This window comes from Variovorax restrictus, assembly GCF_051216715.1.
Classification (GTDB): Bacteria; Pseudomonadota; Gammaproteobacteria; order Burkholderiales; family Burkholderiaceae_C; genus Variovorax.
Genome location: NZ_JBPJZH010000001.1, coordinates 2,964,627 through 2,991,132, shown reverse-complemented (window position 1 = coordinate 2,991,132; position 26,506 = coordinate 2,964,627). Strand labels below are relative to the sequence as shown.

General features: G+C 70.0%; 27 protein-coding genes and 1 riboswitch. Of the genes, 22 read left to right on the top strand and 5 right to left on the bottom strand.

The window, feature by feature from the left end:
• Positions 1–84: 84 nt before the first annotated feature.
• Positions 85–528: a universal stress protein gene (locus ACSFA0_RS14135; protein WP_435450791.1), complete on the bottom strand. Its 444-nt coding sequence runs from the start codon at positions 526–528 to the stop codon at positions 85–87.
• A gap of 104 nt (positions 529–632) precedes the next feature.
• Here ACSFA0_RS14135 and ACSFA0_RS14130 point away from each other — a divergent pair, with 104 nt between their 5' ends.
• The 9 genes from ACSFA0_RS14130 to ACSFA0_RS14090 all read left to right on the top strand — a co-directional run bounded on the left by ACSFA0_RS14130 (position 633) and on the right by ACSFA0_RS14090 (position 8,392).
• On the top strand, positions 633–2,975 hold the full coding sequence (locus ACSFA0_RS14130; RefSeq protein ID WP_435450790.1) for a heavy metal translocating P-type ATPase: 2,343 nt from the start codon (positions 633–635) through the stop codon (positions 2,973–2,975).
• Entirely contained in the window at positions 2,975–3,112 is a 138-nt protein-coding gene (gene ccoS, locus ACSFA0_RS14125; protein WP_435450789.1) for a cbb3-type cytochrome oxidase assembly protein CcoS, read from the top strand. The genes ACSFA0_RS14130 and ccoS overlap by 1 nt, the downstream gene beginning before the upstream one ends.
• A gap of 66 nt (positions 3,113–3,178) precedes the next feature.
• Positions 3,179–4,612, top strand: a complete 1,434-nt coding sequence (gene ccoN, locus ACSFA0_RS14120) for a cytochrome-c oxidase, cbb3-type subunit I (protein WP_435450788.1) — start codon at positions 3,179–3,181, stop codon at positions 4,610–4,612.
• Between the two features lie 21 nt (positions 4,613–4,633).
• The gene (gene ccoO, locus ACSFA0_RS14115) at positions 4,634–5,269 is read left to right on the top strand and encodes a cytochrome-c oxidase, cbb3-type subunit II (RefSeq protein ID WP_435450787.1); all 636 of its coding nucleotides are present in this window, start codon (positions 4,634–4,636) and stop codon (positions 5,267–5,269) included.
• A gap of 21 nt (positions 5,270–5,290) precedes the next feature.
• Positions 5,291–5,428, top strand: a complete 138-nt coding sequence (locus tag ACSFA0_RS14110) for a cbb3-type cytochrome oxidase subunit 3 (protein ID WP_435450980.1) — start codon at positions 5,291–5,293, stop codon at positions 5,426–5,428.
• Positions 5,429–5,438: 10 nt separating this feature from the next.
• On the top strand, positions 5,439–6,356 hold the full coding sequence (gene ccoP / locus ACSFA0_RS14105) for a cytochrome-c oxidase, cbb3-type subunit III (protein WP_435450786.1): 918 nt from the start codon (positions 5,439–5,441) through the stop codon (positions 6,354–6,356).
• A 25-nt stretch (positions 6,357–6,381) separates the two neighbouring features.
• Positions 6,382–7,821 carry a cytochrome c oxidase accessory protein CcoG gene (gene ccoG / locus ACSFA0_RS14100; RefSeq protein ID WP_435450785.1) on the top strand — a complete coding sequence of 480 codons (1,440 nt, stop codon included), beginning with the start codon at positions 6,382–6,384 and terminating at the stop codon, positions 7,819–7,821.
• A gap of 18 nt (positions 7,822–7,839) precedes the next feature.
• On the top strand, positions 7,840–8,130 hold the full coding sequence (locus tag ACSFA0_RS14095) for a FixH family protein (RefSeq protein WP_435450784.1): 291 nt from the start codon (positions 7,840–7,842) through the stop codon (positions 8,128–8,130).
• A gap of 10 nt (positions 8,131–8,140) precedes the next feature.
• The gene (locus ACSFA0_RS14090) at positions 8,141–8,392 is read left to right on the top strand and encodes a hypothetical protein (RefSeq protein WP_435450783.1); all 252 of its coding nucleotides are present in this window, start codon (positions 8,141–8,143) and stop codon (positions 8,390–8,392) included.
• On the opposite strand, the gene fnr is transcribed toward ACSFA0_RS14090, so the two are convergent.
• The gene (fnr, locus tag ACSFA0_RS14085; protein ID WP_435450782.1) at positions 8,373–9,089 is read right to left on the bottom strand and encodes a fumarate/nitrate reduction transcriptional regulator Fnr; all 717 of its coding nucleotides are present in this window, start codon (positions 9,087–9,089) and stop codon (positions 8,373–8,375) included. The genes ACSFA0_RS14090 and fnr overlap by 20 nt on opposite strands.
• Before the next feature lie 228 nt (positions 9,090–9,317).
• On the opposite strand from fnr, the gene hemN reads away from it, so the two are divergent.
• Together hemN and ACSFA0_RS14075 are read left to right on the top strand one after the other, a co-directional pair.
• Positions 9,318–10,691 (top strand): oxygen-independent coproporphyrinogen III oxidase, encoded by a 1,374-nt coding sequence (hemN, locus tag ACSFA0_RS14080; RefSeq protein WP_435450979.1) that lies wholly within the window; start codon positions 9,318–9,320, stop codon positions 10,689–10,691.
• Between the two features lie 151 nt (positions 10,692–10,842).
• Positions 10,843–11,556 carry a sulfite exporter TauE/SafE family protein gene (locus ACSFA0_RS14075; protein ID WP_435450781.1) on the top strand — a complete coding sequence of 238 codons (714 nt, stop codon included), beginning with the start codon at positions 10,843–10,845 and terminating at the stop codon, positions 11,554–11,556.
• 136 nt (positions 11,557–11,692) lie between these two features.
• Here ACSFA0_RS14075 and ACSFA0_RS14070 read toward each other — a convergent pair whose 3' ends face one another.
• From ACSFA0_RS14070 to ACSFA0_RS14060, 3 genes are all read right to left on the bottom strand, one after another.
• Positions 11,693–12,508, bottom strand: coding sequence for a sulfite exporter TauE/SafE family protein (locus tag ACSFA0_RS14070; protein ID WP_435450780.1), 816 nt, complete (start codon positions 12,506–12,508; stop codon positions 11,693–11,695).
• 328 nt (positions 12,509–12,836) lie between these two features.
• Positions 12,837–13,169 carry a cell division protein ZapA gene (locus ACSFA0_RS14065; RefSeq protein ID WP_435450779.1) on the bottom strand — a complete coding sequence of 111 codons (333 nt, stop codon included), beginning with the start codon at positions 13,167–13,169 and terminating at the stop codon, positions 12,837–12,839.
• The gene (locus ACSFA0_RS14060) at positions 13,166–13,390 is read right to left on the bottom strand and encodes a DUF904 domain-containing protein (protein WP_435450778.1); all 225 of its coding nucleotides are present in this window, start codon (positions 13,388–13,390) and stop codon (positions 13,166–13,168) included. Before ACSFA0_RS14060 ends, ACSFA0_RS14065 begins: the two co-directional genes overlap by 4 nt.
• A gap of 28 nt (positions 13,391–13,418) precedes the next feature.
• Positions 13,419–13,657: riboswitch (cobalamin riboswitch) on the top strand.
• Between the two features lie 82 nt (positions 13,658–13,739).
• On the opposite strand from ACSFA0_RS14060, the gene ACSFA0_RS14055 reads away from it, so the two are divergent.
• Genes ACSFA0_RS14055 through cobN form a run of 11 tightly spaced genes read left to right on the top strand, consistent with a single transcriptional unit; the run spans position 13,740 to position 26,504 of the window.
• Entirely contained in the window at positions 13,740–15,653 is a 1,914-nt protein-coding gene (locus tag ACSFA0_RS14055; RefSeq protein ID WP_435450777.1) for a TonB-dependent receptor domain-containing protein, read from the top strand.
• Positions 15,638–17,005, top strand: a complete 1,368-nt coding sequence (locus ACSFA0_RS14050) for a cobyrinic acid a,c-diamide synthase CobB (RefSeq protein ID WP_435450776.1) — start codon at positions 15,638–15,640, stop codon at positions 17,003–17,005. The genes ACSFA0_RS14055 and ACSFA0_RS14050 overlap by 16 nt, the downstream gene beginning before the upstream one ends.
• On the top strand, positions 16,995–17,552 hold the full coding sequence (locus ACSFA0_RS14045; RefSeq protein WP_435450775.1) for a bifunctional adenosylcobinamide kinase/adenosylcobinamide-phosphate guanylyltransferase: 558 nt from the start codon (positions 16,995–16,997) through the stop codon (positions 17,550–17,552). The genes ACSFA0_RS14050 and ACSFA0_RS14045 overlap by 11 nt, the downstream gene beginning before the upstream one ends.
• A complete protein-coding gene (locus ACSFA0_RS14040; RefSeq protein ID WP_435450774.1) occupies positions 17,549–18,415 on the top strand; it encodes an ABC transporter substrate-binding protein in 867 nt (288 codons plus the stop codon). The genes ACSFA0_RS14045 and ACSFA0_RS14040 overlap by 4 nt, the downstream gene beginning before the upstream one ends.
• A complete protein-coding gene (locus tag ACSFA0_RS14035; protein ID WP_435450773.1) occupies positions 18,412–19,416 on the top strand; it encodes a FecCD family ABC transporter permease in 1,005 nt (334 codons plus the stop codon). The genes ACSFA0_RS14040 and ACSFA0_RS14035 overlap by 4 nt, the downstream gene beginning before the upstream one ends.
• Complete coding sequence (locus ACSFA0_RS14030; protein ID WP_435450772.1) at positions 19,413–20,195, top strand: ABC transporter ATP-binding protein; 783 nt, start codon at positions 19,413–19,415, stop codon at positions 20,193–20,195. The genes ACSFA0_RS14035 and ACSFA0_RS14030 overlap by 4 nt, the downstream gene beginning before the upstream one ends.
• Positions 20,196–20,214: 19 nt before the next feature.
• Complete coding sequence (gene cobO, locus ACSFA0_RS14025) at positions 20,215–20,784, top strand: cob(I)yrinic acid a,c-diamide adenosyltransferase (RefSeq protein WP_435450771.1); 570 nt, start codon at positions 20,215–20,217, stop codon at positions 20,782–20,784.
• A 5-nt stretch (positions 20,785–20,789) separates the two neighbouring features.
• On the top strand, positions 20,790–21,473 hold the full coding sequence (bluB, locus tag ACSFA0_RS14020) for a 5,6-dimethylbenzimidazole synthase (RefSeq protein ID WP_435450978.1): 684 nt from the start codon (positions 20,790–20,792) through the stop codon (positions 21,471–21,473).
• Complete coding sequence (locus ACSFA0_RS14015; protein WP_435450770.1) at positions 21,473–21,973, top strand: MotA/TolQ/ExbB proton channel family protein; 501 nt, start codon at positions 21,473–21,475, stop codon at positions 21,971–21,973. The genes bluB and ACSFA0_RS14015 overlap by 1 nt, the downstream gene beginning before the upstream one ends.
• A complete protein-coding gene (locus ACSFA0_RS14010; RefSeq protein ID WP_435450769.1) occupies positions 21,970–22,353 on the top strand; it encodes a DUF2149 domain-containing protein in 384 nt (127 codons plus the stop codon). Before ACSFA0_RS14015 ends, ACSFA0_RS14010 begins: the two co-directional genes overlap by 4 nt.
• Before the next feature lie 2 nt (positions 22,354–22,355).
• Positions 22,356–26,504 (top strand): cobaltochelatase subunit CobN, encoded by a 4,149-nt coding sequence (gene cobN, locus ACSFA0_RS14005; RefSeq protein ID WP_435450768.1) that lies wholly within the window; start codon positions 22,356–22,358, stop codon positions 26,502–26,504.
• The last annotated feature ends 2 nt before the right edge of the window (positions 26,505–26,506 follow it).

Sequence of the window (26,506 nt, the reverse complement as noted above, 5' to 3'; positions counted from 1 at the left end):
TGGGCTGCACGCTGCGATGTGACCACAGCCGCGCGAGCGGCGGAATCATGCCCCCGTCGCGGCTGCGGTCTTGTCGGTGCCGCTTCAGCGCAGCACCAGCACCGGCACCGTCGAGTGCGTCAGTACGTGTTGCGTCTCGCTGCCCAGCAGCAGGCGCTTGATGCCTTTGCGGCCGTGCGAGGCCATGACGATCAGGTCGCACTTGTGCTTCTTCGCACCGGCGACGATGGATTCGGCCACCAGGTCCGAGCTGACCGCCGCGGTCTTGACTTTCACGCCGGCGGTCTTCGCCCGCGTCGCGACGGCGGCGAGCGTTTCTTCGGCTGCGGCGGACCACTGCTTCTCGATGCGTGCGATGTCGTCGGGCGCGAACACCATCGCGCCATCGAAGTAGGCCTTGGGGTAGCGCGGCACCACCGTCATCGCCACCAGCTCCGCGCCGTGCACGGCGGCCAGGGCAATGCCCGTGGCCACGGCCTTGCGCGACAGCGTGGAACCGTCGGTCGCGATCAGGATGCGTTTGAACATGAAGTCTTCTCCGTGATGTTTGTGCGGCAAGCGTAGGCCGCGCGCCGGCGCGCGGCTTGACGCAGATCAAGCGCCGCGACGACGCCCGCCGCTAGCCTTGCGGCATGCAAGCTGCCCTCCCGTTCGCCGTGCCCGGCCTCGACACGCCGGCCGCCGCCGAGCCCGCGAGGTCTGCCGCATCCGCCGTGCTGGACGACCCGGCCGAGTGGGCCGCCTTCGGCCAGCCGATGGATGGCGACGCGCCGGGCGGCCGCTGGTCGTCGCAGGTGGTGGTGGAGGGCATGCACTGTGCGGCCTGTGCCTTCACGGTCGAGGCGGCGCTGGCGCAAGTGCCCGGCGTGCTGCGCGCCGAAGTCAATGCGGCGACCCGGCGTGCGCGCATCGTGTGGTCCGCGGCCGAGGTGCAACCGTCGCGCTGGTTCGCGGCCTCCGCAGCCGCCGGCTACCCGCTGGTGCCCGCCGGCGACCAGCAGGCGCGCGCGCAGCGTGCCCGTGTCGCGCGTCTGGCGCTGTGGCGCTGGCTGGTGGCCGGCTTCTGCATGATGCAGGTGATGATGTACGCGTACCCCGCGTACATCGCCCAGCCGGGCGACATGTCGGCCGACGCCGCGCAGCTGCTGCGCTGGGCCTCCTGGGTGCTGACGCTGCCGGTGGTCTTCTTCTGCTGCGGCCCGTTCTTTCGCAGCGCCTGGCGTGACCTGCGGCAACGCCGCATCGGCATGGACCTGCCGGTTGCGCTCGGCATGGTCATTACCTTCGCCGTGAGCACCGCCGCCACCTTCGACCCCACCGGGCCGCTCGGCGCCGAGGTCTACTTCGACTCGCTCACGATGTTCGTGTTCTTCCTGTTGACCGGCCGCTGGCTGGAGACGCGGTTGCGCGACCGCACCGCGGGCGCGCTGGAAGCATTGATGAACCGCCTGCCCGACAGCATCGAGCGGCTGGCGCCCGACGGCAGCTTCGTGCGCGTGGCCGTACGGCGCCTGCAGGCGGGCGACACCGTGCGCGTGCTGCCCGGCGAAGCCTTCCCGGCCGACGGCGTGGTCGTGCTCGGCGACACCAGCGCCGACGAGGCGCTGCTCACCGGCGAGTCGCGGCCGGTGCCGCGCCCCTGCGGCGCGCGCGTGCTGGCCGGCAGCCACAACCTCGCCGCGGCCGTGCAGGTGCGCGTCGACGCGGTCGGCGGCAGCACGCGCTTCGCGGAGATCGTGGCCCTGATGGCGAGCGCGTCGCTGGGCAAGCCGCGCCTCGCGCAATTGGCCGACCGGGTGGCGCGGCCCTTTCTCATCGCCGTGCTCGCGGCAGCGGCGCTGGCCGGCGCCCTCTGGTGGCAGGCTGGGCCGGGGCACGCGCTGATGGTGGCGGTGGCGGTGTTGATCGTGACGTGCCCGTGCGCACTGTCGCTGGCCACGCCCGCCGCGATGCTGGCCACGGCTGGCTCGCTGGCGCGCGGCGGCGTGGTGGTGCACGACCTGCAGGCGCTCGAGGCGCTGGCGTCGATCGACACCGTGGTCTTCGACAAGACCGGCACGCTCACGCGCGACACGCCGCGGCTCGACCGGGTGTACAGCCGCCGCGGCGTGATGCCGGGCGATGCGGTCGAACTCGCCGCGGCGCTGGGCGCACAGTCGCTGCACCCCGCAGCGCGGGCGCTGGTCCACGCCTGGCAGATGCAGCACCGGGTGCCGCCGGACTGGGTCGCCACGCAGGTGAATGAACAGGCGGGGCAGGGCCTCGACGGCGTGCTCCGGCGTCGTGATGCGTTGACGGGTGCGACGCCGCGTCGGCTGCGCTTCGGCGCGGCCGATTTTTGCGGCGTGCCCGCGCTCGCGTGCGACGCCACGCAGGTCCACCTGGCCGACGAGGCCGGCTGGGTCGCGAGCTTCGTGCTGGCCGAAGACCTGCGCGAGGACGCGGCTGCTGCGGTCGACGCGCTGCGTGCGCAGGGCATCGGCGTTCAACTGCTCTCGGGCGACCGCGACGCCGCGGCGCGCGAGGTCGCGGCGCAGGCCGGCATCCGCGACGCACGTGGCGGCTGCACGCCGGAGGACAAGCTCATGGCCATGCGGGCGTTGCAGGCTGCGGGATGCAAGGTCGCGATGGTGGGCGACGGCCTCAACGACGGCCCGGTGCTGGCGCAGGCGCATGCGTCCTTCGCCTTCGGCAAGGCGGTGCCGCTGGCGCAGGCGCGGGCCGACTTCATCGTGCTGGGCGATGCGCTCTCGGCTATCCCGGTGGCGATCGCGCAGGCGCGGCGCACGCTGCGCATCGTGCGGCAGAACCTGGCCTGGGCGGCTGGCTACAACGCGCTGTGCGTGCCGCTCGCGCTGGCCGGGTGGCTGCCCGCATGGCTCGCGGGGCTGGGCATGGCGGGGAGTTCGCTGGTGGTGGTGCTCAACGCGGCGCGGCTGGCGCGGCCGATGGCGGTGAAGGGGCAGGGCGCCTGATGGACATCCTCTTCCTGCTCATCCCGTTCTCGGTCGTGCTCGTGCTGCTGATCCTCGGTGGCCTGTGGTGGGCGGTGGACCGTGGTCAATTCGACGACGTGGACCGCGAAGGCGAGCGCATTCTTCGCGGCGATTGATCTGTATCAATCCGTCAAACGTGTCTCACCAAGACACTGACCGGGTCCCATAGATAAGGCCCGACGATGCAAGTTCCCAACCCTCCCGCCGCGGTGTACAGCGACACCGCCGTCCGACAGTTCGCCATCATGTCCGTGGTCTGGGGCGTGGTGGGCATGCTGGTCGGCGTGATCATCGCGTCCCAGCTCGCCTGGCCCGAGATGAACCTCGGCATCTCCTGGCTCAGCTACGGGCGACTGCGCCCGCTGCACACCAACGCGGTGATCTTCGCCTTCGGCGGCTGTGCGCTGATGGCGACCAGCTTCCACGTGGTGCAGCGCACCTGCCAGGTCCGGCTGTTCGCGCCCGCGCTGGCGTCCTTCGTGTTCTGGGGCTGGCAACTGGTCATCGTGGCCGCCGCCGTCAGCCTGCCGCTGGGCTACACCAGCGGCAAGGAATACGCCGAACTCGAATGGCCGATCGACATCCTGATCACGGCCGTGTGGGTGGCCTACGCCCTCGTGTTCTTCGGCACCATCGCCATGCGCAAGGTGCGCCACATCTACGTGGCGAACTGGTTCTACGGCTCCTTCATCATCGCCGTGGCGCTGCTGCACATCGTCAACAGTGCGGCCATTCCGGCCGGCTGGATGAAGAGCTATTCGGCCTACGCCGGCGTGCAGGACGCGATGGTCCAGTGGTGGTATGGCCACAACGCGGTGGGCTTCTTCCTCACCGCCGGCTTCCTCGGAATGATGTACTACTACATCCCCAAGCAGGCCGGCCGGCCGGTGTATTCGTACCGGCTCTCCATCGTCCACTTCTGGGCGCTGATCTTCACCTATATGTGGGCCGGCCCGCACCACCTGCACTACACCGCGCTGCCCGACTGGACGCAATCCATCGGCATGGTGTTCTCGCTGATCTTGCTGGCGCCCAGCTGGGGCGGCATGATCAACGGCGTGATGACGCTGTCGGGCGCCTGGCACAAGCTGCGCACCGACCCGATCATCCGCTTCCTGATCGTCGCGCTGTCCTTCTACGGCATGTCGACCTTCGAAGGTCCGATGATGTCCATCAAGACGGTGAACGCGCTGTCGCACTACACCGACTGGACGGTCGGCCACGTGCACTCGGGCGCGCTCGGCTGGGTCGGCTTCATCACGATGGGCTCGCTGTATTACCTGATCCCGCGCCTGTGGGGTCGCACCGAAATGCACAGCACCAAGGCGATCGAGGTGCACTTCTGGATGGCCACCATCGGCATCGTGCTCTACATCGCCGCGATGTGGATCGCCGGTGTGATGCAGGGCCTGATGTGGCGCGCCATCAACCCCGACGGCACGCTCACCTACACCTTCGTCGAAGGCGTGAAGGCCACCTACCCGTACTACGTGGTGCGTCTGCTCGGCGGCCTGCTGTACCTGGGCGGCATGCTGGTCATGGCCTGGAACGTCGCCATGACGGTGGTGGCCGGCCGTTCGGTGCGCGCGCCGATTCCCGCACTGGCCCATGCCTGAACGCCTGAAGAAAAGCACACCATGAGTTCCAACGCACCCAAGTCCGACAAGACCGGCTTCTCCCACGAGAAGATCGAGACCAACAACTTCCTGATGATCGTGCTGATCCTGCTGGTGATCGCCGTCGGCGGCCTGGTGGAGATCGTCCCGCTGTTCTTCCAGAAGTCGACCACCGAGGCCGTCACCGGCGTGAAGCCCCTCGAGCCGCTGCAACTGGTCGGCCGCGACATCTACACCCGCGAGGGTTGCTACAACTGCCACTCGCAGATGATCCGCCCCTTCCGCGCGGAGACGCTGCGCTACGGTCATTACTCGGTGGCGGGCGAGTTCGTCTACGACCACCCCTTCCAGTGGGGCAGCAAGCGCACCGGCCCCGACCTGCACCGCGTGGGCGGCAAGTACAGCGACGAGTGGCACCGCATCCACCTGAACAACCCGCGCGACCTGGTGCCCGAGTCGAACATGCCGGCCTACAACTGGCTCGACAAGGCGCCGGCCGACGCCGCCAGCATCGGCACCCACATGACGGCGCTTCGCCGCGTGGGCGTGCCCTACACCGACGAGCAGATCGCCGGCGCCAAGGAAGCCGTGACCGGCAAAACCGAGATGGACGCCCTGGTGGCGTATCTGCAATCGCTGGGCCTCGCGCTCAAGTAAGCGAAGGAGCGAACCATGGACATCGACATCACCACGCTGCGCATCGCGGCCACGCTGGCCTCCTTCGTCACCTTCGTCGGCATCATCGTCTGGGCCTGTGCCGGCCGCAACCGCCGGGGCTTCGACGAAGCCGCGCAGCTGCCCTTCGAACAGGACTGAAGCGAACATCATGAGCGATTTCATCAGCGGCTTCTGGTCGCACTACGTCACCTTCATTTCGCTGGCCAGCATCGCCGCCTGCGCACTCCTGCTGTGGATCACCAACCGCACGCGCACCCCGGCCGGCGGCGACAACACCACCGGCCACGTCTGGGACGAAGACCTGCGCGAAATGAACAACCCCCTGCCGCGCTGGTGGGTGGGCCTGTTCGTGCTGACCATCGTCTTCGGGCTCGGCTACCTCGTCGCCTACCCGGGGCTGGGCAGCATGCAGGGCCAGCTCGGATGGAGCACCGCGGGCGAGTACGAGAAGGAGATTGCCAAGGCCAACGCCGAACTGGCGCCGGTGTACGCTAAGTTCACCGCGATGCCGGCCGAGCAGATGGCGCGCGAGCCGCAGGCCATGGCGATCGGCGAACGCCTGTTTCTGAACAACTGCGCGCAGTGCCACGGCTCCGACGCGCGCGGCAGCAAGGGCTTTCCGAACCTGACCGATGGCGACTGGCTGCACGGCGGTGACCCGGCGAAGATCCAGGAGTCCATCACGCTCGGGCGCATCGGTGTCATGCCGCCGATGGCCGCGGCCGTCGGCACGCCGGACGACGTGAAGAACGTCGCCAACTACGTGCTGAGCCTGTCGGGCAGCCCGCACGACTCGGTGCGCGCCGGCCTCGGCAAAGCCAAGTTCACCGCCTGCGCGGCCTGCCACGGCATGACCGGCGGCGGCAACCCGGCCCTGGGTGCACCCAATCTGTCGGACCGCATCTGGCTGCACGGCTACGGGCAGGACGCCATCGTCTCGATCATCAACACCGGCAAGACCAACCAGATGCCGGCGCAGCAGGGCCGTCTGACCGATGCGCAGATCCAGGTGCTGGCGTCGTATGTCTGGGGCCTGTCGAACAACCCGTCTGCGGCGTCGCGCTGAGCACGACCGCCCGTCGCCCGCCTCCATGTCCGCCTCCCCACGACCCGACCCTGCGCCACCGCCGCGCCACGTGATCCCCATCGTCCCGGCCGAGGGCGAGACCGTCGGCCTCTACGCGTCGCACAAGAAGATCTACGCGCGCAGCATCCAGGGCGTGTTCGCGCGCTGGCGCTGGGCCATGGTGTTCATCACGCAGATCGTGTTCTACGGCCTGCCGTGGATCGACTGGGGCGAGCGCCAGATGGTGCTCTTCGACCTGGCGGCGCGGCGCTTCTACATCTTCGGGCTGGTGCTCTACCCGCAGGACCTGATCTACCTCACCGGGCTGCTCGTCGTCTCGGCCCTCTCGCTCTTTCTCTTCACCGCGATGGCGGGCCGCCTGTGGTGCGGCTACGCCTGCCCGCAGACGGTCTACACCGAGATCTTCATGTGGGTCGAGGAGAAGATCGAAGGCGCCCGCAGCGCGCGCATGCGGCTCGACAAGGGCTCGCTGACGATGGAACGGGGCGTCAAGAAGACCTTCAAGCACATCGTGTGGCTGGGCATCGCGATGTGGACCGGCTTCACCTTCGTCGGCTATTTCACGCCCATCCGTGAGCTGGGCATGGCCTTCCTGCAGACGCAGATGGGCTCGTGGGAGGTCTTCTGGGCCTTCTTCTACGGCTTCGCGACCTACGGCAACGCGGGCTTCATGCGCGAGCAGGTCTGCAAGTACATGTGCCCGTACGCGCGTTTCCAGGGCGCGATGTTCGACCGCGACACGCTCATCGTCAGCTACGACGCGGCGCGTGGCGACCCGCGCGGCGCGCGCGGCAAGCAGCATGAGCGCAACGGTCTGGGCGACTGCATCGACTGCACGCTGTGCGTGCAGGTGTGCCCGACCGGCATCGACATCCGCGATGGGCTGCAGTACGAATGCATCGGCTGCGGCCTGTGCGTGGACGCGTGCAACACGGTGATGGACAAGATGGACTACCCGCCCGGGCTGATCCGCTATGCCACGCAGAACGGCCTGGCCGCGGGCTGGTCGGCACGCCAGGTGCTCGCGCGGGTGTTCCGTCCGCGCGTGCTCATCTACGGCAGCGTGCTCGCCGCACTGTGCATCGGCCTGCTCGCGAGCCTGGTGACGCGCACGCCACTGAAGGTCGACGTGGTGCGCGACCGCGCCTCGCTCGCCCGCATCGTCGAGGGCGGCATGCTGGAGAACGTCTATCGCCTGCAGGTCATGAACGCGACCGAGCGACCGCAGCGCTACCAGATCACCACCAGCGGCCTCGATGGTCTCTCGGTGGTGGCCGGCGACACGGTCGAGGTGCAGCCCGCGGAGTCACGCTGGGTCGCCGTGCGACTGCAGCTGCCCTACGGTGCCGCGCCCGTGGGCTCGCACCCGGTCTACTTCGACGTGCGGGCCGCCGACGGCGGCGCCCATGTGTCGGAGAAAGCCATCTTTCTCGTTCCGCGCTGAACCCCCAGGAGACAACCCATGAATGCCCTTGCATCGAAGACGCCCGACGGCACGGACGACGCGGCCGAGCCGTGGTGGAAGTTCCCGTACGTGTGGATGGTGATCGCCGGCCCGGCCATCGTCGTGGTGGCCGGCTTCGCCACGCTGTGGCTGGCCATCCGCACACCGGACCCGGTCATCGCGGCCGACTACTACCGCCAGGGCCTCGAGATCAACAAGACGCTGGCCGACAAGAAGCTGATGCCCGCGCAGACCGGCCGCAACCATGCGGCCACGCCGAGCGAAGACGTACCGCTCCCCAAGCGGTGAGCCGAACGCGATGAAACGCCGCATTCGCCGTCTGGCCTGGATTCTCTGGCCGTCGTTCCTTCTGGCCAGCGTCGTCGAGATGCTGGTGTTCGCCATGGTCGACCCGAGCGACGTGCACTGGCGCGGCGAGCCGCTGCCGCTGTCGCGCCAGGGGCTCTACACCGCGAGCTTCTTCGTCTTCTGGATCTTGGCGATGGGCTCGAGCGCGCTGACCGCGCTGCTCGCGATGTCGCGGCGCGAGGTCAACACGCCGGAGCGTTGACCAGCCGGCGCAGTTTGTCGGCGTCGACGATGCGCACGTGGCGCTGCTGCACTGCGACGATGCCGTCTTCGACGAACTTCGACAGCGTCCGGCTCACCGTCTCGAGCTTGAGCCCGAGGTAGCTGCCGATCTCTTCGCGGGTCATGCGCAGCACCAGCTCCGACTGCGAGAAGCCGCGCGCATGCAGGCGCTGCACCAGGTTCAGCAGGAATGCGGCCAGGCGCTCTTCGGCGCGCATGCTGCCCAGCAGCAGCATCACGCCGTGCTCACGCACGATCTCGCGGCTCATGATCTGGTGCACATGCCGCTGCAGAGCCGTCACCTCGCGCGACAGCTCCTCGATGCGGTCGAAGGGCATGACGCAGACCTCGGCGTCTTCGAGCGCGACCGCGTCGCAGGTGTGGTGGTCGTTCACGATGCCGTCCAGGCCGATGATCTCCCCGGCCATCTGGAAGCCGGTGACCTGGTCGCGGCCGTCTTCCGATGTCACGCGGGTCTTGAAGACGCCGGTGCGGATGGCGTAGAGCGAGGTGAAGCGCTCGCCGTTGTGGAACAGCGTTTCGCGCCGCTTCACCTTGCGGCGCGTGGCAACGATCTCGTCGATGCGCTTCAGGTCGGCGGGCTGCAGGCCGATCGGCATGCACAACTCGCGCAGGTTGCAGTTGGAACAGGCGACTTTGATGGTTTCGGGGGTCATGGGTGCGGGCGGGGCAGGCGGGGAGTGCGCTGCCGACGCTTCGGTGGTTTGAGGGCATTGTTCGCGAGCGGTGGGTGCGCAGGCTTGACGGGCGTCAATGAAGACGGGCCCGGTTGGCGGCACAGTCGACGAGCCCTGAGCGCTCCAACCACCATGCCATCCACCCTCCTGACCGAATCCGCCGCACCGACCCGTCTGCAGCGGGTTGCCGCCTCTGCTGCACCCGTGATGACGCCGGCGACCCTGAAGCGCTTCGACGTCGCCGGCCCGCGCTACACCTCGTACCCGACGGCGGACCGCTTCGTCGAGGCTTTCGGCTGCGACGACTACGCGCAGGCGCTGCGCCAGCGCCGCACGGGCACCAGCGCCCGTGCGCTGCCGCTGTCGCTCTATGTGCACGTGCCGTTCTGCGACTCGCTGTGCTACTTCTGCGCCTGCAACAAGATCGTCACCAAGCACCACGAGCGCGCCGACGAGTACCTGCGCTACCTGGCGCGCGAGGTCGACCTGCAGGTGGCGCAGCTCGGGCGCGGCGCGCTGGTGAGCCAGCTGCATCTGGGCGGCGGCACGCCAACCTTCCTCGACGACGCCAGCCTCGCGCGGCTGATGGACATCCTGCGCAGCGCCTTCGTGCTGGCGCCCGACGGCGAGTATTCAATCGAGATCGATCCGCGCACCATCGACGCGAGCCGGCTCGAGACGCTGGCGGCGATGGGCTTCAACCGCCTGAGCTTCGGCGTGCAGGACTTCGACCCCGCCGTGCAGAAGGCGGTGCACCGCATCCAGCCTGCGGCGCAGGTGTTCGACCTGATGGCCGCGGCGCGGCGCATCGGCTTCGCGTCGGTCAACGTCGACCTGATCTATGGCCTGCCCAAGCAGACGGCTGCGTCCTTCGACCGCACCCTGGCGCAGATCTGCGAACTGCTGCCCGACCGCATCGCGCTCTATGCCTATGCCCATCTGCCGGAGCGCTTCAAGCCGCAGCGCCGCATCGAAGCGGCCGAGTTGCCCGACGCGGCGACCAAGGTCGACATGCTGTCGCGCTCGATCGCCGCGCTCACCGCGGCGGGCTACGTCTACATCGGCATGGACCATTTCGCGCTGCCGACCGACGCGCTCGCGATCGCCAAGCGGCAGGGCCGGCTGCACCGCAACTTCCAGGGCTACAGCACGCAGCCCGACTGTGACCTGGTGGCGCTGGGCGTGTCGGCCATCGGCCGCGTTGGCGCCACCTACAGCCAGAACGCGAAGATGCTGGAGGAGTACTACGACCTGCTCGACCAGGGCCGTCTGCCGGTCGTGCGCGGTCTGGCGCTGTCGCGCGACGACGTGCTGCGGCGCGCGGTGATCATGGCGCTGATGTGCCAGGGCCAGGTGAACTTCGAGTCGATCGCATTGGCCCACCTGGTCGATTTCCGTCGGCATTTCGCCGCCGAGCTGGAAGCGCTCGAACCGCTGGCCGCGCAGGGCCTGGTGACCTTGGGCGAGCACGCGGTCGACGTGACGCCGACCGGCTGGTTCTTTGTGCGCGCCATCGCGATGGTGTTCGACCGCTACCTGCAGGCCGACCGCAACCGCACGCGGTTCTCGAGAATCATATGAATCACCCCCGAAGCGCCTGCGGCGCCTCCCCCTCAAGGGGGCGATACCAGCGGCCCGGCGAAGCCGGTTCCGCGGTATCCCTGATATTGGGCTGCATCGGTTTCACCCTTCGCGGGCTATACGGCCGCGTGATGGAGACTTGAGGCAATCGATGCAGACCGCCTTGCTCGGAACCGCACTGCTGATGGGCCTGGCCGGTGGCCCGCACTGCGTCGCCATGTGCGGCGCGGCGTGCGCTGGCGTGATCCGCATCGTGCGGCCGCCGGCCGGTGGCGGGGTGGCGGCGCTGACGCCGGCGACGCCGACCGTGCCGGCCGCACTGGCCTTCAATGCGGGCCGCGCGGCCGGCTATGCGCTGGGTGGGGCCATCGCCGCCACGGCCGTCCAAAGCCTGGCCTTCGCCAGCGAGCAGGTCGCCGCACTGCGGCCGCTCTGGCTGCTGATGCATGTCTTCGTCTTCGCGTGGGGGATCGTGCTGGCTGTGTCGGGCCGGCAGCCGCTGTGGACGCACGGCCTGGGCCGATGGCTGGCCCGCGGCCTGAAGCCGCTCGCGGGCTCGTCGTGGCGTGTTCTTGCCACCGGTGCGCTCTGGGTCGGCATGCCCTGCGGGCTGCTGTACTCGGCGCTCATGCTCGCCGCGCTCGGCAACGGGCCGCTGGAAGGCGCCGCCATCATGGCCACCTTCGCGCTGGGCAGCGGCCTGTGGCTGCTGCTGGCGCCCTGGCTGTGGCAGCGCCTGCGTGCCGGCATCGGCCCCGTGCGGCGCGAATGGGGCACGCGCATTGCCGGCGCCTTGCTCGCCGCCGTGGCGCTGCAGGCCGTGTGGCACGACCTGAGCCGGCAGATCGCGATCTGGTGCGCGTGACTGGACTCACCCCCGACGCGCCTGCGGCGCTTCCCCCTCAAGGGGGCGATACCGGCAGCCCGGCAAAGCCGGTTCTGCGGTCTGGCTGCGCCGGTTTCATAGGCGCGGGTGGCCTGCGCCCGCGAATGGGGCGCGCTCAGCCCGCCAGGCCCTTCCACAGCATGTACGCCGCCAGCACATAAAGGATGCTCGCGAACACCCGCTTGAGCTTCTTCACCGGCAGGCTGTGTGCCGCCTTGGCGCCCAGCGGCGCGGTGAAGACGCTGCAGGCCGCGATCACGACCAGCGCCGGCAGCCAGATGTAGCCGAAGGAACCGGCCGGCAGGCCCTGCACGTTCTGGCCGCTCACGATGTAGCCCGCGACGTTGGCCACGGCGATCGGGAAGCCGAGCGCGGCGCTGGTCGCCACCGCGTTGTGGATCGCGACGTTGCACCAGGTCATGAAGGGCACGCTGATGAAGCCGCCGCCCGCGCCGACCAGGCCCGAGATGAAGCCGATCACGCCGCCCGCGCCGAGCTGGCCCGCGGTGCCGGGCATCTGGCGCGTGGGCTTGGGCTTCTTGTCGAGGAACATCTGCGTGGCCGAGAAGCCGACGAAGAGCGCGAAGAAGATGGCCAGCGCCGTGCCCTTGAGCAGCGCGAAGACGCCGAGGCTGCCGATCAGACTGCCGATGACGATGCCGGGCGACAGCCGCTTGACGATGTCCCAGCGCACCGCGCCGCGCTTGTGGTGGGCGCGCACGCTGGAGATCGAGGTGAAGATGATCGTGGCCATCGAGGTCGCGATCGCCATCTTCACGGCCAGATCGGCGGGCACGCCGCGCTGGCCCATGATGATCGTGATGAAGGGCACCATCAGCATGCCGCCGCCGATGCCCAGCAGGCCAGCGAGGAAGCCGGTGCCGATGCCCAGCACGGCGAGTTCGGCGATCAACAGAGGTTCGAGCGGCATACGACAACTTTCGGCAGAAAAGACAACGGCCCCTGCAAGGGGCCGTCGGGCGGTGAAGAAGGTGTCTGCAGTGGGGTGTGCCGGACCCGCATCCTGAACCAGGGTTCAGGTGGGCGAGGGCAGCAAGACTTCGGGTTCATCTGACGCGAGATGATCACGCCCGTCTAGCGATGTACCAAGCCCGGCTCCGGAGAGCATTGGAACAAGGAAATATTAAGCCCGACACGCACTGCAGACCTGATCGATTCTACGCACGCATCGTGTCGGGTGTGTAGGCGAATGGGCCACGCGATGTGCGGGTTCGCGTTGACAGAAACGCGCCGGCGGGTCAGAGCAGCAGGCCGTCGCCCGCGAGCGCCTGGTCGAGGCGCTGGATCAGCTGCGCAGCCCGCGCGTCATCGGGTGCGGACCCGTGGGGCGCCGAAGCCGCTGGCGCGGCGTCCGGCGCGGGTGCGGCAGCGGGCTGCTGGCCGAGGTCGAAGGCGAGGTTGAGCGCCGCCAGCACCGCGATGCGGTCGCGCGCCTTGACCTTGTTGGCGTCGCGAATCTTGCACATGGCCACGTCGACGCGTTCGACCGCCTCGCGCAGTTGCGCTTCGCCCCCCTCGGGGCAGCCGAGCAGATAGCTCTGGCCCATGATCTGCACTTCGATCTGTTTCATGAGGCGGTGGAATCCTGGGACGGTTCGGCCGGCAGCCGTTCGAGCACGGCGTCGATACGGGTGCGGGCCGCCGCGAGACGCGACTTCAGGGCGTCGCGTTCGCGCGTGATCGCCTCGACCTGTTCCAGCAACAACGCATTGGTGCGCCGGATTTCTTCATGGCGCACGAGCAAACGTTCGACACGCTCTGCGATCTGATCGAGGGGGCTCGGTGCGGACATGGCTGGAGATTGTAGGGGCCGCGAGGCCATTAGAATTCGCCGCGTTGGTGCTCGCACTGCGGTTCACGCGGTGCAGTTCAACGGGAAGCAGGAGCCAGAGCCCTTCGGGCCGCGGTCAGCCTGCGCTGCCCCCGCAACGGTCAAACAGACGGAACCCTCACCGGTTCCGCTTTCATCATCAGCCACTGGGCGCCCTGAAACAGGTGCCTGGGAAGGCGATGAAGGTGGTCTGTCAGCCCGGATACCGGCCAACGAGGAGACCGTGCGCGCGCCCCCGGCGTGCATGCGGTCATGACGCCCACACGTCCGGCGGGGAAGCCGGACAGGGTTTTGTTCTCGAGTTCGTTTCATGATTCATCGCATTTCTTCCGCGGGCGCATTCCTGCCTGTGCGTTCGCGCGCGCGCTTCGGCCTCGCCACGCTCCCCTTGGCCGTTGCAGTGGCCTTTCCGATCGCCACGCTGGCGCAAACATCACCCACTGCGCCGGCGCTGCGCGAGACCGTGGTCACGGCCACACGTGTCGAGCAACCGTTGTCCGACCTCGTGGCCGACGTGTCCATCGTCGACCGCGACACGATCGAGCGCAGCGGCGCCACAGGCGTGGCCGATGTGCTCGCCCGCCTTCCAGGCATCGAGATCGGGCGAACTGGCGGCATCGGCAACGCGTCCAGCGTGTTCATCCGCGGCGCCGAGTCGCGTTTCACCGCGGTCTACATCGACGGCGTGCGCGTTGATTCGCAATCGACCGGCGGCGCGCCGTGGGAGGCGATTCCCCTTGGGCAGATCGACCGCATCGAAGTGCTGCGCGGCCCGGCTGCTGCTGTCTACGGCTCCGACGCCATCGGCGGGGTCATCCAGCTGTTCACCCGCAAGGGCGAGGCCGGCGTGTCGCCTTATGTCGGCGTGGGTGTCGGCAGTCGCGGCACGCGCAGGATCGAGGCAGGCGTCAGCGGGGCGGCGGGCGCCTTCGACTATTCGTTGGGCGTCACGCGCGAAAAAAGCGATGGTTTCAACGTTCGCCCGGTTGCCGGCTACAACCCCGACCGCGACGACTACCGCAGCACGTCGGGCAATGCCCGGCTCGGGTTCCAGATCAACAGGGACCACCGCATCGAGGCCACGCTGCTGGCGAGCAACATGGACGCCGGCTATGACAATACGAGTGTGGGCGCTGCCGCGCGTGCGGACGATCGCAACAAGTATCAGCTGCGCACGGCGGGCCTGAGCTGGAGCGCCCAGTGGACCGATGTGTGGCGCACGCGCCTGTCCGTGAGCGATTCCGATACCAAGTACAAGACCGAGCCGAGCTTCTACGCGACCGAAACAAAGTTGCGAAGCTACCTCTTCCAGAACGAATTCCGTTTCGGCCCGCACCTGTTGAGCGCGGCACTCGAGCGCCGTGAGGACGAGCTGAAGAACGCGCCCGATGCCTTCAGTCGCGGTCTGGACCGTGAGCGCTCGCAGAACGCGCTGGCGCTGGGCTATGGCTTCACCCAGGGCCCGCACGCGGTGCAGCTGAATGTTCGCCACGACGACGACAGCGAATTCGGCGGCCAGAACACCGGCAGTGCCGCGTATGGCTTCGCCATCACGCCGCAGTGGCGCGCCACGGCATCCGCTGGCACGTCTTTCCGCGCACCCACGCTTTACCAGCGCTTCAGTCAGTACGGTGTCGCCAGTCTCCAGCCGGAGGAAGGGCGCAACGTCGAGTTGGGCCTGCGCTGGAGTGAAGGCACGAGCAACGCCGGGGTGGTGGTCTACCGCAACCGGGTGAGCAACCTGATCTCGTTCGACGGCAGCTCGTTCGCATGCCCCGCCACGGTGGGTTCGCGCTTCGGTGGCTGCTACGCCAACACGGCGCGAGCCGAATACCAGGGCTTGACGCTCAGCGCTGGCCATCGCATCGGCGACGTCACGCTGCGGGCTTCGGCAGACTTCCAGGATCCGCGCGACCTCAACACCGACAAGCAGTTGGCGCGCCGTGCGCGCCGTCACGGTGTGCTGGGCGCCGACTGGGCCGTGGCCGGATGGACGCTCGGGGCGGAAATGCAGACGTCGGGCATGCGCTACGACGATGCTGCCAACACGCGCCGGCTCGGCGGCTACACGTTGTTCAACCTGGTTGCCAGTACCAAGCTCACGCCGTCGCTGACGCTCATCGCGCGGCTGGACAACGCCGGCGACAAGGACTACCAGCTCGCCCGCACTTATGCCACGGCGGGCCGCTCCGCCTACGTTGGGCTCAAGTGGGCGCCACGTTAAGCGCGCCGGTGGCCCGTTGCGCGGCCGTGCTCGTGGCAGCCCCGGCCTCCGGCCAGGGCAAGACCACGGTGGCGGCCGCGCTGGCCCGCCTGCACGCGCGGCAGGGCCGCCGTGTGCGCGCCTTCAAGTGCGGGCCGGACTTCCTCGACCCGCACTGGCTGGCGCTGGCCACGGGCGCGCCGGTGCATTCGCTGGACCTCTGGATGACCGGCGAAGCCGACTGCCGCGCGCGGCTGCGGGACGCCGCGGCGAGCTGCGACCTGGTGATCGTCGAGGGCGTGATGGGTCTCTTCGACGGCACGCCGAGCGCGGCCGACCTGGCCGAGCGCTTCGGCGTCGCGGTCGTGGCCGTTATCGATGCACGCGCCATGGCCGGCACCTTCGGGGCGCTGGCCTTCGGCCTGCAGAATTTCCGCCCGGGCCTGCCCTGGGCCGGGGTGCTGGCCAACCGCGTGGCGAGCGATCGCCATGCCGGCATGCTGAAGGATGCCTTGCGTGATCCGGCGCAATGGCTGGGCGGCCTGCCGAAGGGCGATGCCTTCGCCTTGCCCGAACGCCACCTCGGTCTGGTCGGTGCCGGCGAGATCGATGATGCGATGGCGCGGCTCGACGCTGCTGCCGATGCGCTGGCCACGACCCCGCTGGGCCAGCGCCCGCTCGACGCGCTGCCGAAATGGCATGTCGACGATGCCTCATCGCCGGCCGAAGCGCCGACGCTGCCGTGGCTCGCCGGCCGCACCGTCGCCGTTGCGCGCGACGCGGCCTTCTCGTTCATCTACCCGGCCAACCTCGACCAACTGGTGGCCTTGGGTGCACGCGTCGACTTCTTTTCACCGCTCGCCGGCGACACCTTGCCGCCTTGCGATGCGGTCTGGCTGCCTGGGGGCTATCCCGAACTGCACGCCGACGCGCTCTCGCGTTGCGTGGCATTGCGCGATGCGCTGGCTGCACACGCCGCCGCAGGTCGCGCGATCTGGGCCGAGTGCGGCGGCATGATGTCGCTGTTCGACACGCTGGTCACGGCCGATGGCGCGACGCATCGGATGTGGGGCCTGCTGCCGGGCCGCGTGACGATGCAGAAGCGCCTGTCCGGTCTCGGGCCGCAGCAGCTCGACGTCGGTGCGATGTCCTTGCGCGGCCACACCTTCCACTATTCGTCCTGCGAGACACCGCAGGCCGTCGCGCTGCGCACCGCCAAGCCGGGCGCGATGCAGGCGGTGGGCACGGGCGAGGCGGTCTATGAAAAGGGTGCCTTGCGTGGGAGCTATTTCCACGCGTGGTTCCCGTCGAACCCCGAAGCCGCCGCGCGGCTCTTTCTTCCTGAACCCTTGAAGGGTGCACATGCGCTTTGAACGCGAACTGATCCTCGGTGGCCAGAAAAGCGGCAAGTCGCGCCGCGCCGAGATGGCCGCGGTCGCCTGGCTCGCCGCTGATGTCGCGCACGACGCCGTGCTGATCGCCACCGCGCAGCCGTACGACGCCGAGATGCACGAGCGCATCGCGCGCCACCAGGCCGACCGCGCCGCGCGCGTGCCCGGCCTTCGCACGGTCGAAGAGCCGCGCGCGCTGCCGACGACGATCGTCGCGCTGTCGGCTCCCCACACGCTGGTGGTGGTCGACTGCCTCACGCTGTGGCTCACCAACCTGACGATGCCGCTGCATGGCGCCTCCGCCGATGCCGGCGATGCGGCGGCGTCGCTGGTCGCCGCGCTGTGCGATGCGCGCGGCCCGGTCGTGCTGGTCGGCAACGAGATCGGCCTGGGCGTGATTCCGCTGGGCCGCGAGGTGCGCGCCTTCGTCGATGCGCTCGGCCAACTCAACCAGGCCGTGGCCGCGGCCTGCGACCGCGTCACGCTGATGGCGGCCGGCCTGCCGCTGACCTTGAAGGAACCCGCATGACCTCCGTCCTTCGTGCTTTGCTCGTCGGTGTCGCCGTCCTGGCGTTCGGCCACGCCGCGCAGGCGGTCCAGGTGACCGACGAGCGCGGTGTCGTGGTCGACCTGCCGACGCCGCCGCAGCGCATCGTCACGCTGCTGCCCTCGCTGACCGAATCGGTGTGCGAACTCGGCGCCTGTGGTCGGCTGGTCGGCGTGGACCGCTATTCCAATTCGCCGGCGGCGGTGCGCGCTTTGCCGCAGGTCGGTGGCGGGCTCGACCCGAACGTCGAGGCGATCGTCGCGCTGCGGCCCGACGCGGTGCTGCTGGCGAAGTCGTCACGCGTGACGCAGCGGCTCGAAGCCCTCGGCCTCAAGGTGCTGGTGCTGGAACCGAAGAACCACGCCGACGTACAGCGCGTGCTCGCCAAGCTCGACGAGGTGCTGGGCACGCACGAGGCGCCGCGCGTCTGGCGCGTGATCGACGCCAGCGTGTCGGCCGCTGCGCAATCGGTGCCACCGTCGGCGCGGGCGATGCGCGTCTATTTCGAAGTGAACAACGGCCCGTATGCGGCGGGCGAGAGTTCCTTCATCGGCGAGACGCTGACGCGCCTGGGCGTGCGCAACATCGTGCCGGCGTCGCTCGGGCCCTTCCCCAAGATCAACCCCGAATATGTGGTGCGCGCCGATCCCGATGTGATCATGGTGGGCGAGCGCAGCGCCACCGGGCTTGAGCAGCGGCCGGGCTGGGCCGGCATCCGTGCGGTGCGCGAAGGGCGCGTCTGCCGCTTTCCGGCGGCCGAGTCCGACGTTCTGGTGCGGCCCGGCCCGCGCATGGGCGAGGCCGCTCGGCTGATGGCCAGGTGCCTCGCCGACAAGGCGCCATGACCCCGCAACGGCGCCGCGCGCAGATCTTCGCCATCGCATTGCTGGCGCTGTCGGTGGGCGCCTTGCTGTTCGGCCTGGGCATCGGCAGCACCGGCTTCCAAAGCGTGCTCGCGGCGCGGCACGACCCCATCGCGCTGCAGATCGTCTGGGACATCCGGCTGCCGCGCACGCTCGGTGCCTGGTTGGCGGGCGGGCTGCTCGGGCTCGCGGGCGCGGTGGCGCAGGGGCTGTTCCGCAACCCGCTGGCCGACCCGTACCTGCTGGGCAGTGCGTCCGGCGCGTCGCTGGGCGTCGCTGTCGCGCTGCTGCTCTTCGGCGCGTCGCCCAGCACCACGCAGTGGGTGGTGCGGCTCGGCATGACGGGCGCTGCCTTCGTCGGTGCCGTGGCCGCGGTGCTGCTCACGCTGGCGCTTGCGCGTGGCGTGCAGCAGACGCTGCGCCTGCTGCTGGCCGGGGTGATCGTCGGCGTGGTGCTCGGCGCGGTGAAGGACCTCATCACCATCCAGGCGTCCGACATCCTGGTCGCGCTCACCGGCTTCATGCTCGGTAGCACCGGCCTGGTCGGCTGGAGCGCCTGCGCACTGATGGCGACCTTCGGTGCTGGTTGCCTGCTGCTGGGCTGGGCGCTGGCGCCGGTGCTCGACGGCCTGGCGCTGGGCGAGTCGACTGCCGCCAGCCTGGGCCTGCCGCTGGGCGCGATGCGCGCCGCGCTGGTTGCCGTGCTGGCACTGGCGACGGGCGCAGCGGTGGCGCAGACCGGCCTCATCGCGTTCGTCGGCCTGGCCGCGCCGCACCTGGTGCGCTCGGTCGTCAAGACCACGCATGCCTGGCTGCTGGTGCTGTCGACGCTGATGGGCGGTCTGCTGCTGATGACGGCCGACCTCGGCGCGCGCTGGTTGATCGCGCCACAGGAACTGCCGGTCGGCGTGCTGACCGCGGTGCTGGGCGGCAGCTACCTGCTGTGGCTGATGCATCGCCGCAGCCTGCGAGGTGGCCGATGACGCCCGCCGGAGCGCCCGCGCTGCAGGCCGAAGGTGTGCACGCCACGCTCGGCCAGACGGTGGTGCTGCACGGCATCGACCTCGTCGTGCCGACGGGCCGCTGGACCGCCATCGTCGGCCCCAACGGCGCCGGCAAGTCGACCCTGCTGCGCGTGATGGCCGGCCTGCTGGCGCACGAGGGCGCGGTGCGTCTTTTCGGCCAATCGCTGCAGCGCCTGCCGGGCCGCGCCCGTGCACAACAGCTGGCCTGGCTGGGGCAGGGCGGGGCGGGCGAGGGCAGCGCCGACGACCTGCTGGTCTACGACGTCGCCATGCTCGGCCGCCTGCCGCACCAGCGCTGGCTGGCGGCGCCGAGCGCGGCCGACCATGCCGCGGTCGAACGCGCCCTGCGCAGCACGCAGGCCTGGGACTGGCGCGAACGGCCGCTCGGCCAGCTCTCCGGCGGCGAGCGCCAGCGCGTGCTGCTGGCGCGTGCGCTGGCTGTCGAGGCCGAGGTGCTGCTGATGGACGAGCCCCTGGCCAACCTCGACCCGCCGCACCAGGCCGATTGGATGCACACGGTGCGCGCGCTGGTGGCCCAGGGCCGCACGGTCGTCAGCGTGCTGCACGAACTCTCGATGGCGCTCGCCGCCGACACCGTGGCCGTGATGGCCGAGGGCCGCCTGCTGCACCACGGCGAGGCCGCCGACGCCGCCACGCACCAGGCGCTCGAAGCCGTCTTCGACCACCGCATCGCCGTGCACCGCGTCGCCGATCAATGGATCGCCCTGCCACGTTAGACAACCAAAGACAACTCCCATGCAGATCGAAACCCCTCCGAGCGTCAAGCCCTACGAAAAACCCGAGGGCGAACGCCGCGGCCTCGTCATCGTCAACACCGGCGATGGCAAGGGCAAGAGCACCGCGGCCTTCGGCCTCGCGCTGCGCGCACACGGCCGCAGCAAGGCCGTGAAGATCTGGCAGTTCATGAAGGTGCCGACCGCGCGCTTCGGCGAGCACCGCATGTTCGAGCAGCTTGGCATCCCGATCGAAGGGCTGGGCGACGGCTTCAGCTGGAAGAGCCAAGACCTCGAGCATTCGGGCCAGCTCGCGCGCGACGGCTGGCTGCGCGCCAAGGCGTCGATCCTGTCGGGCGAGTACTTTCTCGTGGTGCTCGACGAGATCACCTACCCGCTGATCTACGGCTGGTTGCCGCTCGACGACGTGCTGGCCACGCTGCGCGACCGGCCGAAGGAGGTGCATGTGGTGCTCACCGGCCGGCGCTGCCCACCGGAGATCATCGAGCTGGCTCACACCGTGACCGAGATGACGATGGTCAAGCATGCCTTCAAGGCCGGCATCCCGGCGCAACGCGGGATCGAAGATTGACCGCCATGCGCGCGCAGGGCTTCACAGCCGATGAGACGCAGGCCGTCTACCGCGCCATCCACGAGCGCCGCGACATGCGGCACTTCGCGGGCGGTGCCGTGGCACCCGAGCTGCTGCGCCGGCTGCTCGACGCCGCGCACCACGCGCCCAGCGTCGGCTTCATGCAGCCGTGGCGCTTCATCCGCATCCGCGACGCGGCGCTGCGCCAGCGCCTGCACGCCACGGTCGAGCAGGAACGGGTGCAGACCGCCCGCGCCCTCGGCGAGCGCGAAGACGAATTCATGCGCCTGAAGGTGGAAGGCCTGATCGATGCGGCCGAGCTGATTGCAGTGGCGCTGAGCGACGGTCGTGAAGCCCACGTGTTCGGCCGCCGCACGCTGCCGCAGATGGACCTGGCCTCGGCTGCCTGCGCGATCCAGAACCTCTGGCTCGCCGCGCGCGCCGAAGGGCTGGGCATGGGCTGGGTGTCGCTGTTCGATCCGGTCGAGGTCGCGGCGCTGCTGGGCCTGCCCGCCGGCGCCGAGCCCATCGCCTTGCTGTGCCTCGGGCCGGTCCACGACTTCTACGAAGAACCGATGCTTCAGCAGGAACGCTGGGCCCGGCGTGAACCGCTGGCGTCGATGGTGTTCGACGACCACTGGGGCCAGCCCTCGGCCCTGTTCGACGATACGGCACGGGAGGCCGCGTGATGTTTGCTTTCGATCTCGTTCTTTTCGAACTGGCCCGGCTGTTCCTATGGCCGGTCACGCTCGGCGTGCTGCTGGCCTTCGTCTACGCCGTGTACTGCCTGGGCGCCTTCGGCGTCGAGTACCTGCAGCGTCGCCGGGCACCGGCCCGCGCGTTGGTGCTGCAGCGCCATGCCGCCGGCGGGCAGGACCAGCTCGAACTCGCAGTGCTCAAGGAGCTCGAAGGCGTGCGCCTGTGCAGCCGGGTCGCGCCGATGCTGGGGCTGATCGCCACCATGATCCCGATGGGGCCGGCACTGGTGGCGGTGGCCTCCGGCGAGTCGCAGGGCGTGGCGCAGAGCCTGGCACCGGCGTTCGCGGCGGTGATCGTGGCGCTGGCGTCGGCCTCGATCACCTTCGTGGTCTACACGGTGCGGCGCCGCTGGTTGATGCGCGAATTGGTACTGCTGCTGGATGCGGCAGATGCGGCAGATGCGGCAGATGCGGCAGGAGCGGCCCGATGACGCGGCGCACCTTCTCCATCCTGAACAGCCTGGACACGGAAGACGACGATCCGGTGCTCTCGACGATCAACCTGATCGATGTGTTCATGGTGGTCATCGGCATGTTGATGATCGCGGTCATCAACAACCCGATGAACCCGTTCGCGCAGGACCAGCTGACCATCATCCGCAACGAGGGCCGGCCCGACATGGAGATCCTCCGCAAGGACGGGCAGAAGGTGACGCGCTTCAAGGCCAGCGGTGCGTCGGGGCAGGGCGACGGCGAGAAGGCCGGCACCGCCTACCGGATGAAGGACGGCACGATGGTCTACGTGCCGGCGACCTCGGACGCGACGGACGCCACGGTCCCGACCACGCCCTCGGCGCCCGCCCGTCCTTGACGATGCGCAGGCTCTGGCGGCATCTGCTCCTGGGCGCCCTGGCCGTGCTCGGGCTGGCGGGTGCCGTCGCGGCACAGGACGCCGCATCGGCACCGGGCCGCGTGGTGCTGCTCAGCACTTATCTCGTGTCGCCTGCGCGCCTGGCCCGCATCGAGGCCGCCGCGCAGGCGGCCGGCGTGCCGCTGCAGACCGTCTCGGCCGAGCGCGACACGCCCGAGGCGCTGGGCCAGGCGCTGGCAGGCGCGGCGCTGCTGATCGTCGACGTGCCGCACACCAGCGTCGCACAGAACACGGCGGCCCGCTTCGGCGATGCGGTGGCGCGCGCCGGCACGCCCTACGTGGTGGTGGGCGAATTCGCGCTGGTGGCCAAGCAGGCCTCGTCGGCTGTCGCGCCGCTCGCTGCCGAGCACGGCGTCGATGCCGCCTGGGCACAGCGGCTGCGGGCCTACTGGCGCTTCGGCGGCAACGCCAATCGGGCCACCGCGATGCAGGCGCTGCGCCGCATCGGCGACAGCGCCGGCCTGCCGCCGCCGGTGCAACTGCCGCTGGCGGGCTTCTACCATCCGCGCTGGCCGCAGATCGCCTCCGATGTCGCCGCGGTCGATACGCTCGTGCCGGCCGGTGCGAAGACCGTCGCCATCGCGGTCAACAACGCCGTCTTCACCAGCGACGACACCGGCTGGGTCGAGGCGCTGATCGACGCGCTCGAGGCCCGCGGCCTGCGGGCCTATGCCTTCTACGGGCCGCGCCAGCAGAAGGACCTGTTCTTCCGCGCGACGCATGCCGCGGACGGTGCCGGCGAACGCCGCGTGGCCGACCTGGTGATCAACGCCGCGCTGGTCTTCAACCCGAGCGAGCGCAAGGCGGAGCTGGAGCGCATCGGCGTGCCGGTGCTGCAGACCATGCCCGCGCTCGCGATGGATGCGGTGCAGTGGGCCGCCAGCAAGGACGGTGTCGCGCAGAGCGACATCGCCTACTACTACACGCCCAGCGAACTGGCCGGCATGGTCGACCCGGTGCTCATCACCGCACGCGATGCGACCACCGGCGCGCTGCAGCCGATCGGCGAACAGATCGCCGCGGTGGCCGACAAGGCCGCCGCGCTGGCCCGGTTGCAGCGCACGCCGCCGGCCGAGCGCCGGGTGGCGATGCTGGTCTACAACTACCCGGCCGGCGAGGGCAACTTCGGCGCGTCCTTCCTGAACGTGCCCAAGAGCCTGCACCGCATGCTCGCCGCGATGCAGCAGGCGGGCTACCGCAACGACGTGCCGGAGGCCGACGCCATCACACCGAAGGTACAGGCCGCGATGGCTGGCTACTACCGGCCGGCCACGCTGCCGGCGCTGCTCGACCAGGACCTGGCCGATGCGCTGCCGCTGGCCGACTACCAGGCCTGGTTCCGCACGCTGCCAGCCGCCACGCAGCAGCGCATCGTCGCGCACTGGGGCCCGCCCGAGGCCTCGACGATGCTGCGGACGGTCGGCAGCGCGCCGGCCTTCGTCATCCCGCGGGTGGCCTACGGCCAGGCGGTGGTGCTGCCGCAGCCGCCGCGCCAGGAGCCGAGCAACGACCCGGCGCAGAAGGCGAAGACCATCTACCACCGCTCGGCCACGCCCCTGTCGCACAGCTACCTCGCGACCTACCTCTGGCTGCGCACCCGCTTCGGCGCCAGCGCGGTGGTGCACGTCGGCACGCACGGTACGCTGGAATGGGCGCCGGGCAAGGAGCGCGGCCTGTCGATGCAGGACGACCCGATGCTCGCGCTGGGCGAGCTGCCCAACGTCTACCCGTACATCATGGACAACCTGGGCGAGGCGGTGACCGCCAAGCGCCGGGGCCGCGCGGTGCTGGTGAGCCATTCGACGCCGATGTTCTCGCCGGCGGGCTTCCGCCCGCAGGTGCAGGAGATGCACGAGCTGATGCACGACTGGGAAAACGTGGCGCCGGGCCCCGTCAAGGCCGAACTCGAAGCGCGGCTGACGGCGGCCTTCGTCGGCCACCAGTACCACCGCGACCTGAAGTGGACGCAGGAGCAGATCCTCGCGAACTTCGCCGGCTTCATGGAAGTGCTGCACCCCTACCTCGACGAGCTCGCGATGACGGCGCAGCCGCTCGGCCTGGCGGCCTTCGGCGAGGTGCCCGATGCCGCGCGCCGCCGCAGCACCATCCTGCAGATCCTGCGCAAGCCGCTGATCGAGGCGCTGGGCGAGGACATCGACGAGGTCTTTCTGCTCGACGCCAAGAACCTGGCCCAGTCGCGCCCGGCGCGCTGGCTGCAGGTGGCGCTGACCGATGCACGCGCCGCCAGCACGCTCGACCTGCGCGCGCTCGATGCGGCAGCGCCGCATGTGGCGAGCGCCATCCCGAACCGCGCCGAAGCCAAGCCGCTCGACAGCGCGGCGCTGTTCGCGCTGGCCGAGCGGGCGCAGAAGCTCGAAGCGGTGCTGGCGCGCAACGAGGAGATCCAGGGCTTCCTCACCGCGCTCGACGGCCGGCATCTCGCGTCGAGCTACGGCGGCGACCCGGTGCGCAACCCCGACAGCCTGCCGACCGGGCGCAACCTGTACGGCTTCGATCCCGGCCGGGTGCCGACGCGCGAAGCCTGGGACACCGCCGTCGCCGCCATGGACGCCTGGATCGCCGAGCACCGGCGCACGCACGGCGGCCAGGCGCCGGAGAAGATCGCCTTCACCCTCTGGGCCGGCGAGACGATGCGCCACCAGGGCGTGATGGAAAGCCAGGCGCTCTATGCGATGGGCGTGAAGCCGCGCTGGGACGAGAACGGCCGCGTGGTCGGCGTCGACCTGCTGCCTCCCGACACGCTCAAGCGCCCGCGGCTGGACGTGCTGGTGAGCGTCACCGGCTCCTACCGCGACCAGTTCCCGAACGTGATGCGCTGGATCGACACCGCCGTGCGTCAGGTCGCCGCGCTGCCCGAGGCCGGCAACCTCGTCGCGCGCAACAGCGCCGCGCTGGCACGCCGCATGGTGGCCGACGGCGCGTCCGAGGCGCAGGCACAGCGCTGGTCGACCGCGCGCGTGTTTTCGAACGAGCAGGGCAGCTACGGCAGCGGCCTGGCCGAGGCCACGCTCGCCACCGAGGCGTGGCAACGCCAGGGCCGGGCCGGCGGCGACGCGCAGATGGCGCAGCTCTACATCGACCGCATGGGCCACGCGTGGAGCGACGGCAGCGGCGGCAGCAGCGACGACGTGCCGTCGGCGGGCCGCCGCTCCGCCTACGCCGCCAACCTCGCGCAGGTCGACGCGGCGCTGCTGTCGCGCACCTCGAACACCTACGGCATGCTCACCAGCGACGACCCGTTCCAGTACCTGGGCGGCATCGCGCTGGCGGTGCGCCAGCTCACCGGCCGCGACCCGGCGCTGTATGTGCAGAACCTGCGCGACGGCAGCGAGGTGCGCACCGACAGCGCCGACACCGCCATCGCCAAGGAGATGCAGAGCCGCTACCTGCATCCGCAGTGGATCGTCGCGCAGCAGGCCGAGGGCTACAGCGGCACGCTGCAGGTGCTCAAGACCGCCCAGTTCCTCTGGGGCTGGCAGGCCACGGCGCCCCAGGCGGTTCGGCAGGACCACTGGCAGTCGCTGCACGAGGTCTACGTGCGCGACCGCTACCGGCTCGGCACCCGCGAATGGCTGAAGCGGGACAACCGCAGCGCCTTCGCACAGACGCTCGAACGCATGCTCGATGCGGTGCGCCTGGGCTATTGGCAGCCCGATGCCGCGACCCGGGGCGAGCTGGTGCAGGCGTACCAGCAGGCGCTCAAGGCGACCGGGCTCGCGGAGCGAAACAGCGCGGTGGCGCGTTTTGCCGCAGCGCAGGCCACGGCGGCGCCGGGCCAGCCGGCAGCCGCGGCCCCACGCCCCCTGCGCCAACCCGCGCCGGCGCCGGTCGAGGTGCAGCGGCCCGCCAAGCCGACGTTGGCCGACGCGGCCCCCGAGCGGCCGGCCGACGGCGCCCGGGTGCAAGGCCTGAAGCTGGAGCCGGTGTCGGACCGGCCGCCCGCGCCACCGGCCGCGGTCCTGCAGAGCCTTTGGGCGGCCTTCGGTGCCGCGCTGGTGCTGGCCGTCGGTGCGGTGGCCCAGTGGCGGCGCGGGCGCGCCCGCGCGGCGGCCCGCTCCACCGCCGCCTGAGG

Excerpts from the sequence above, each read along its gene's own strand:
- ACSFA0_RS14055 (WP_435450777.1), top strand. The coding sequence starts at position 13,740 with ATGATTCATCGCATTTCTTCCGCGGGCGCATTCCTGCCTGTGCGTTCG.
- ACSFA0_RS14130 (WP_435450790.1), top strand. The coding sequence starts at position 633 with ATGCAAGCTGCCCTCCCGTTCGCCGTGCCCGGCCTCGACACGCCGGCC.
- bluB (WP_435450978.1), top strand. The coding sequence starts at position 20,790 with ATGCGCGCGCAGGGCTTCACAGCCGATGAGACGCAGGCCGTCTACCGC.
- ACSFA0_RS14040 (WP_435450774.1), top strand. The coding sequence starts at position 17,549 with ATGACCTCCGTCCTTCGTGCTTTGCTCGTCGGTGTCGCCGTCCTGGCG.
- ACSFA0_RS14030 (WP_435450772.1), top strand. The coding sequence starts at position 19,413 with ATGACGCCCGCCGGAGCGCCCGCGCTGCAGGCCGAAGGTGTGCACGCC.
- ACSFA0_RS14090 (WP_435450783.1), top strand. The coding sequence starts at position 8,141 with ATGAAACGCCGCATTCGCCGTCTGGCCTGGATTCTCTGGCCGTCGTTC.
- ccoP (WP_435450786.1), top strand. The coding sequence starts at position 5,439 with ATGAGCGATTTCATCAGCGGCTTCTGGTCGCACTACGTCACCTTCATT.
- ACSFA0_RS14060 (WP_435450778.1), bottom strand. The coding sequence starts at position 13,390 with ATGTCCGCACCGAGCCCCCTCGATCAGATCGCAGAGCGTGTCGAACGT.
- ACSFA0_RS14010 (WP_435450769.1), top strand. The coding sequence starts at position 21,970 with ATGACGCGGCGCACCTTCTCCATCCTGAACAGCCTGGACACGGAAGAC.
- fnr (WP_435450782.1), bottom strand. The coding sequence starts at position 9,089 with ATGACCCCCGAAACCATCAAAGTCGCCTGTTCCAACTGCAACCTGCGC.
- ACSFA0_RS14035 (WP_435450773.1), top strand. The coding sequence starts at position 18,412 with ATGACCCCGCAACGGCGCCGCGCGCAGATCTTCGCCATCGCATTGCTG.
- ccoN (WP_435450788.1), top strand. The coding sequence starts at position 3,179 with ATGCAAGTTCCCAACCCTCCCGCCGCGGTGTACAGCGACACCGCCGTC.
- cobO (WP_435450771.1), top strand. The coding sequence starts at position 20,215 with ATGCAGATCGAAACCCCTCCGAGCGTCAAGCCCTACGAAAAACCCGAG.
- ACSFA0_RS14095 (WP_435450784.1), top strand. The coding sequence starts at position 7,840 with ATGAATGCCCTTGCATCGAAGACGCCCGACGGCACGGACGACGCGGCC.
- cobN (WP_435450768.1), top strand. The coding sequence starts at position 22,356 with ATGCGCAGGCTCTGGCGGCATCTGCTCCTGGGCGCCCTGGCCGTGCTC.
- ACSFA0_RS14015 (WP_435450770.1), top strand. The coding sequence starts at position 21,473 with ATGTTTGCTTTCGATCTCGTTCTTTTCGAACTGGCCCGGCTGTTCCTA.
- ACSFA0_RS14135 (WP_435450791.1), bottom strand. The coding sequence starts at position 528 with ATGTTCAAACGCATCCTGATCGCGACCGACGGTTCCACGCTGTCGCGC.
- ccoG (WP_435450785.1), top strand. The coding sequence starts at position 6,382 with ATGTCCGCCTCCCCACGACCCGACCCTGCGCCACCGCCGCGCCACGTG.
- ACSFA0_RS14075 (WP_435450781.1), top strand. The coding sequence starts at position 10,843 with ATGCAGACCGCCTTGCTCGGAACCGCACTGCTGATGGGCCTGGCCGGT.
- hemN (WP_435450979.1), top strand. The coding sequence starts at position 9,318 with ATGACGCCGGCGACCCTGAAGCGCTTCGACGTCGCCGGCCCGCGCTAC.
- ccoO (WP_435450787.1), top strand. The coding sequence starts at position 4,634 with ATGAGTTCCAACGCACCCAAGTCCGACAAGACCGGCTTCTCCCACGAG.
- ccoS (WP_435450789.1), top strand. The coding sequence starts at position 2,975 with ATGGACATCCTCTTCCTGCTCATCCCGTTCTCGGTCGTGCTCGTGCTG.
- ACSFA0_RS14065 (WP_435450779.1), bottom strand. The coding sequence starts at position 13,169 with ATGAAACAGATCGAAGTGCAGATCATGGGCCAGAGCTATCTGCTCGGC.
- ACSFA0_RS14070 (WP_435450780.1), bottom strand. The coding sequence starts at position 12,508 with ATGCCGCTCGAACCTCTGTTGATCGCCGAACTCGCCGTGCTGGGCATC.
- ACSFA0_RS14045 (WP_435450775.1), top strand. The coding sequence starts at position 16,995 with ATGCGCTTTGAACGCGAACTGATCCTCGGTGGCCAGAAAAGCGGCAAG.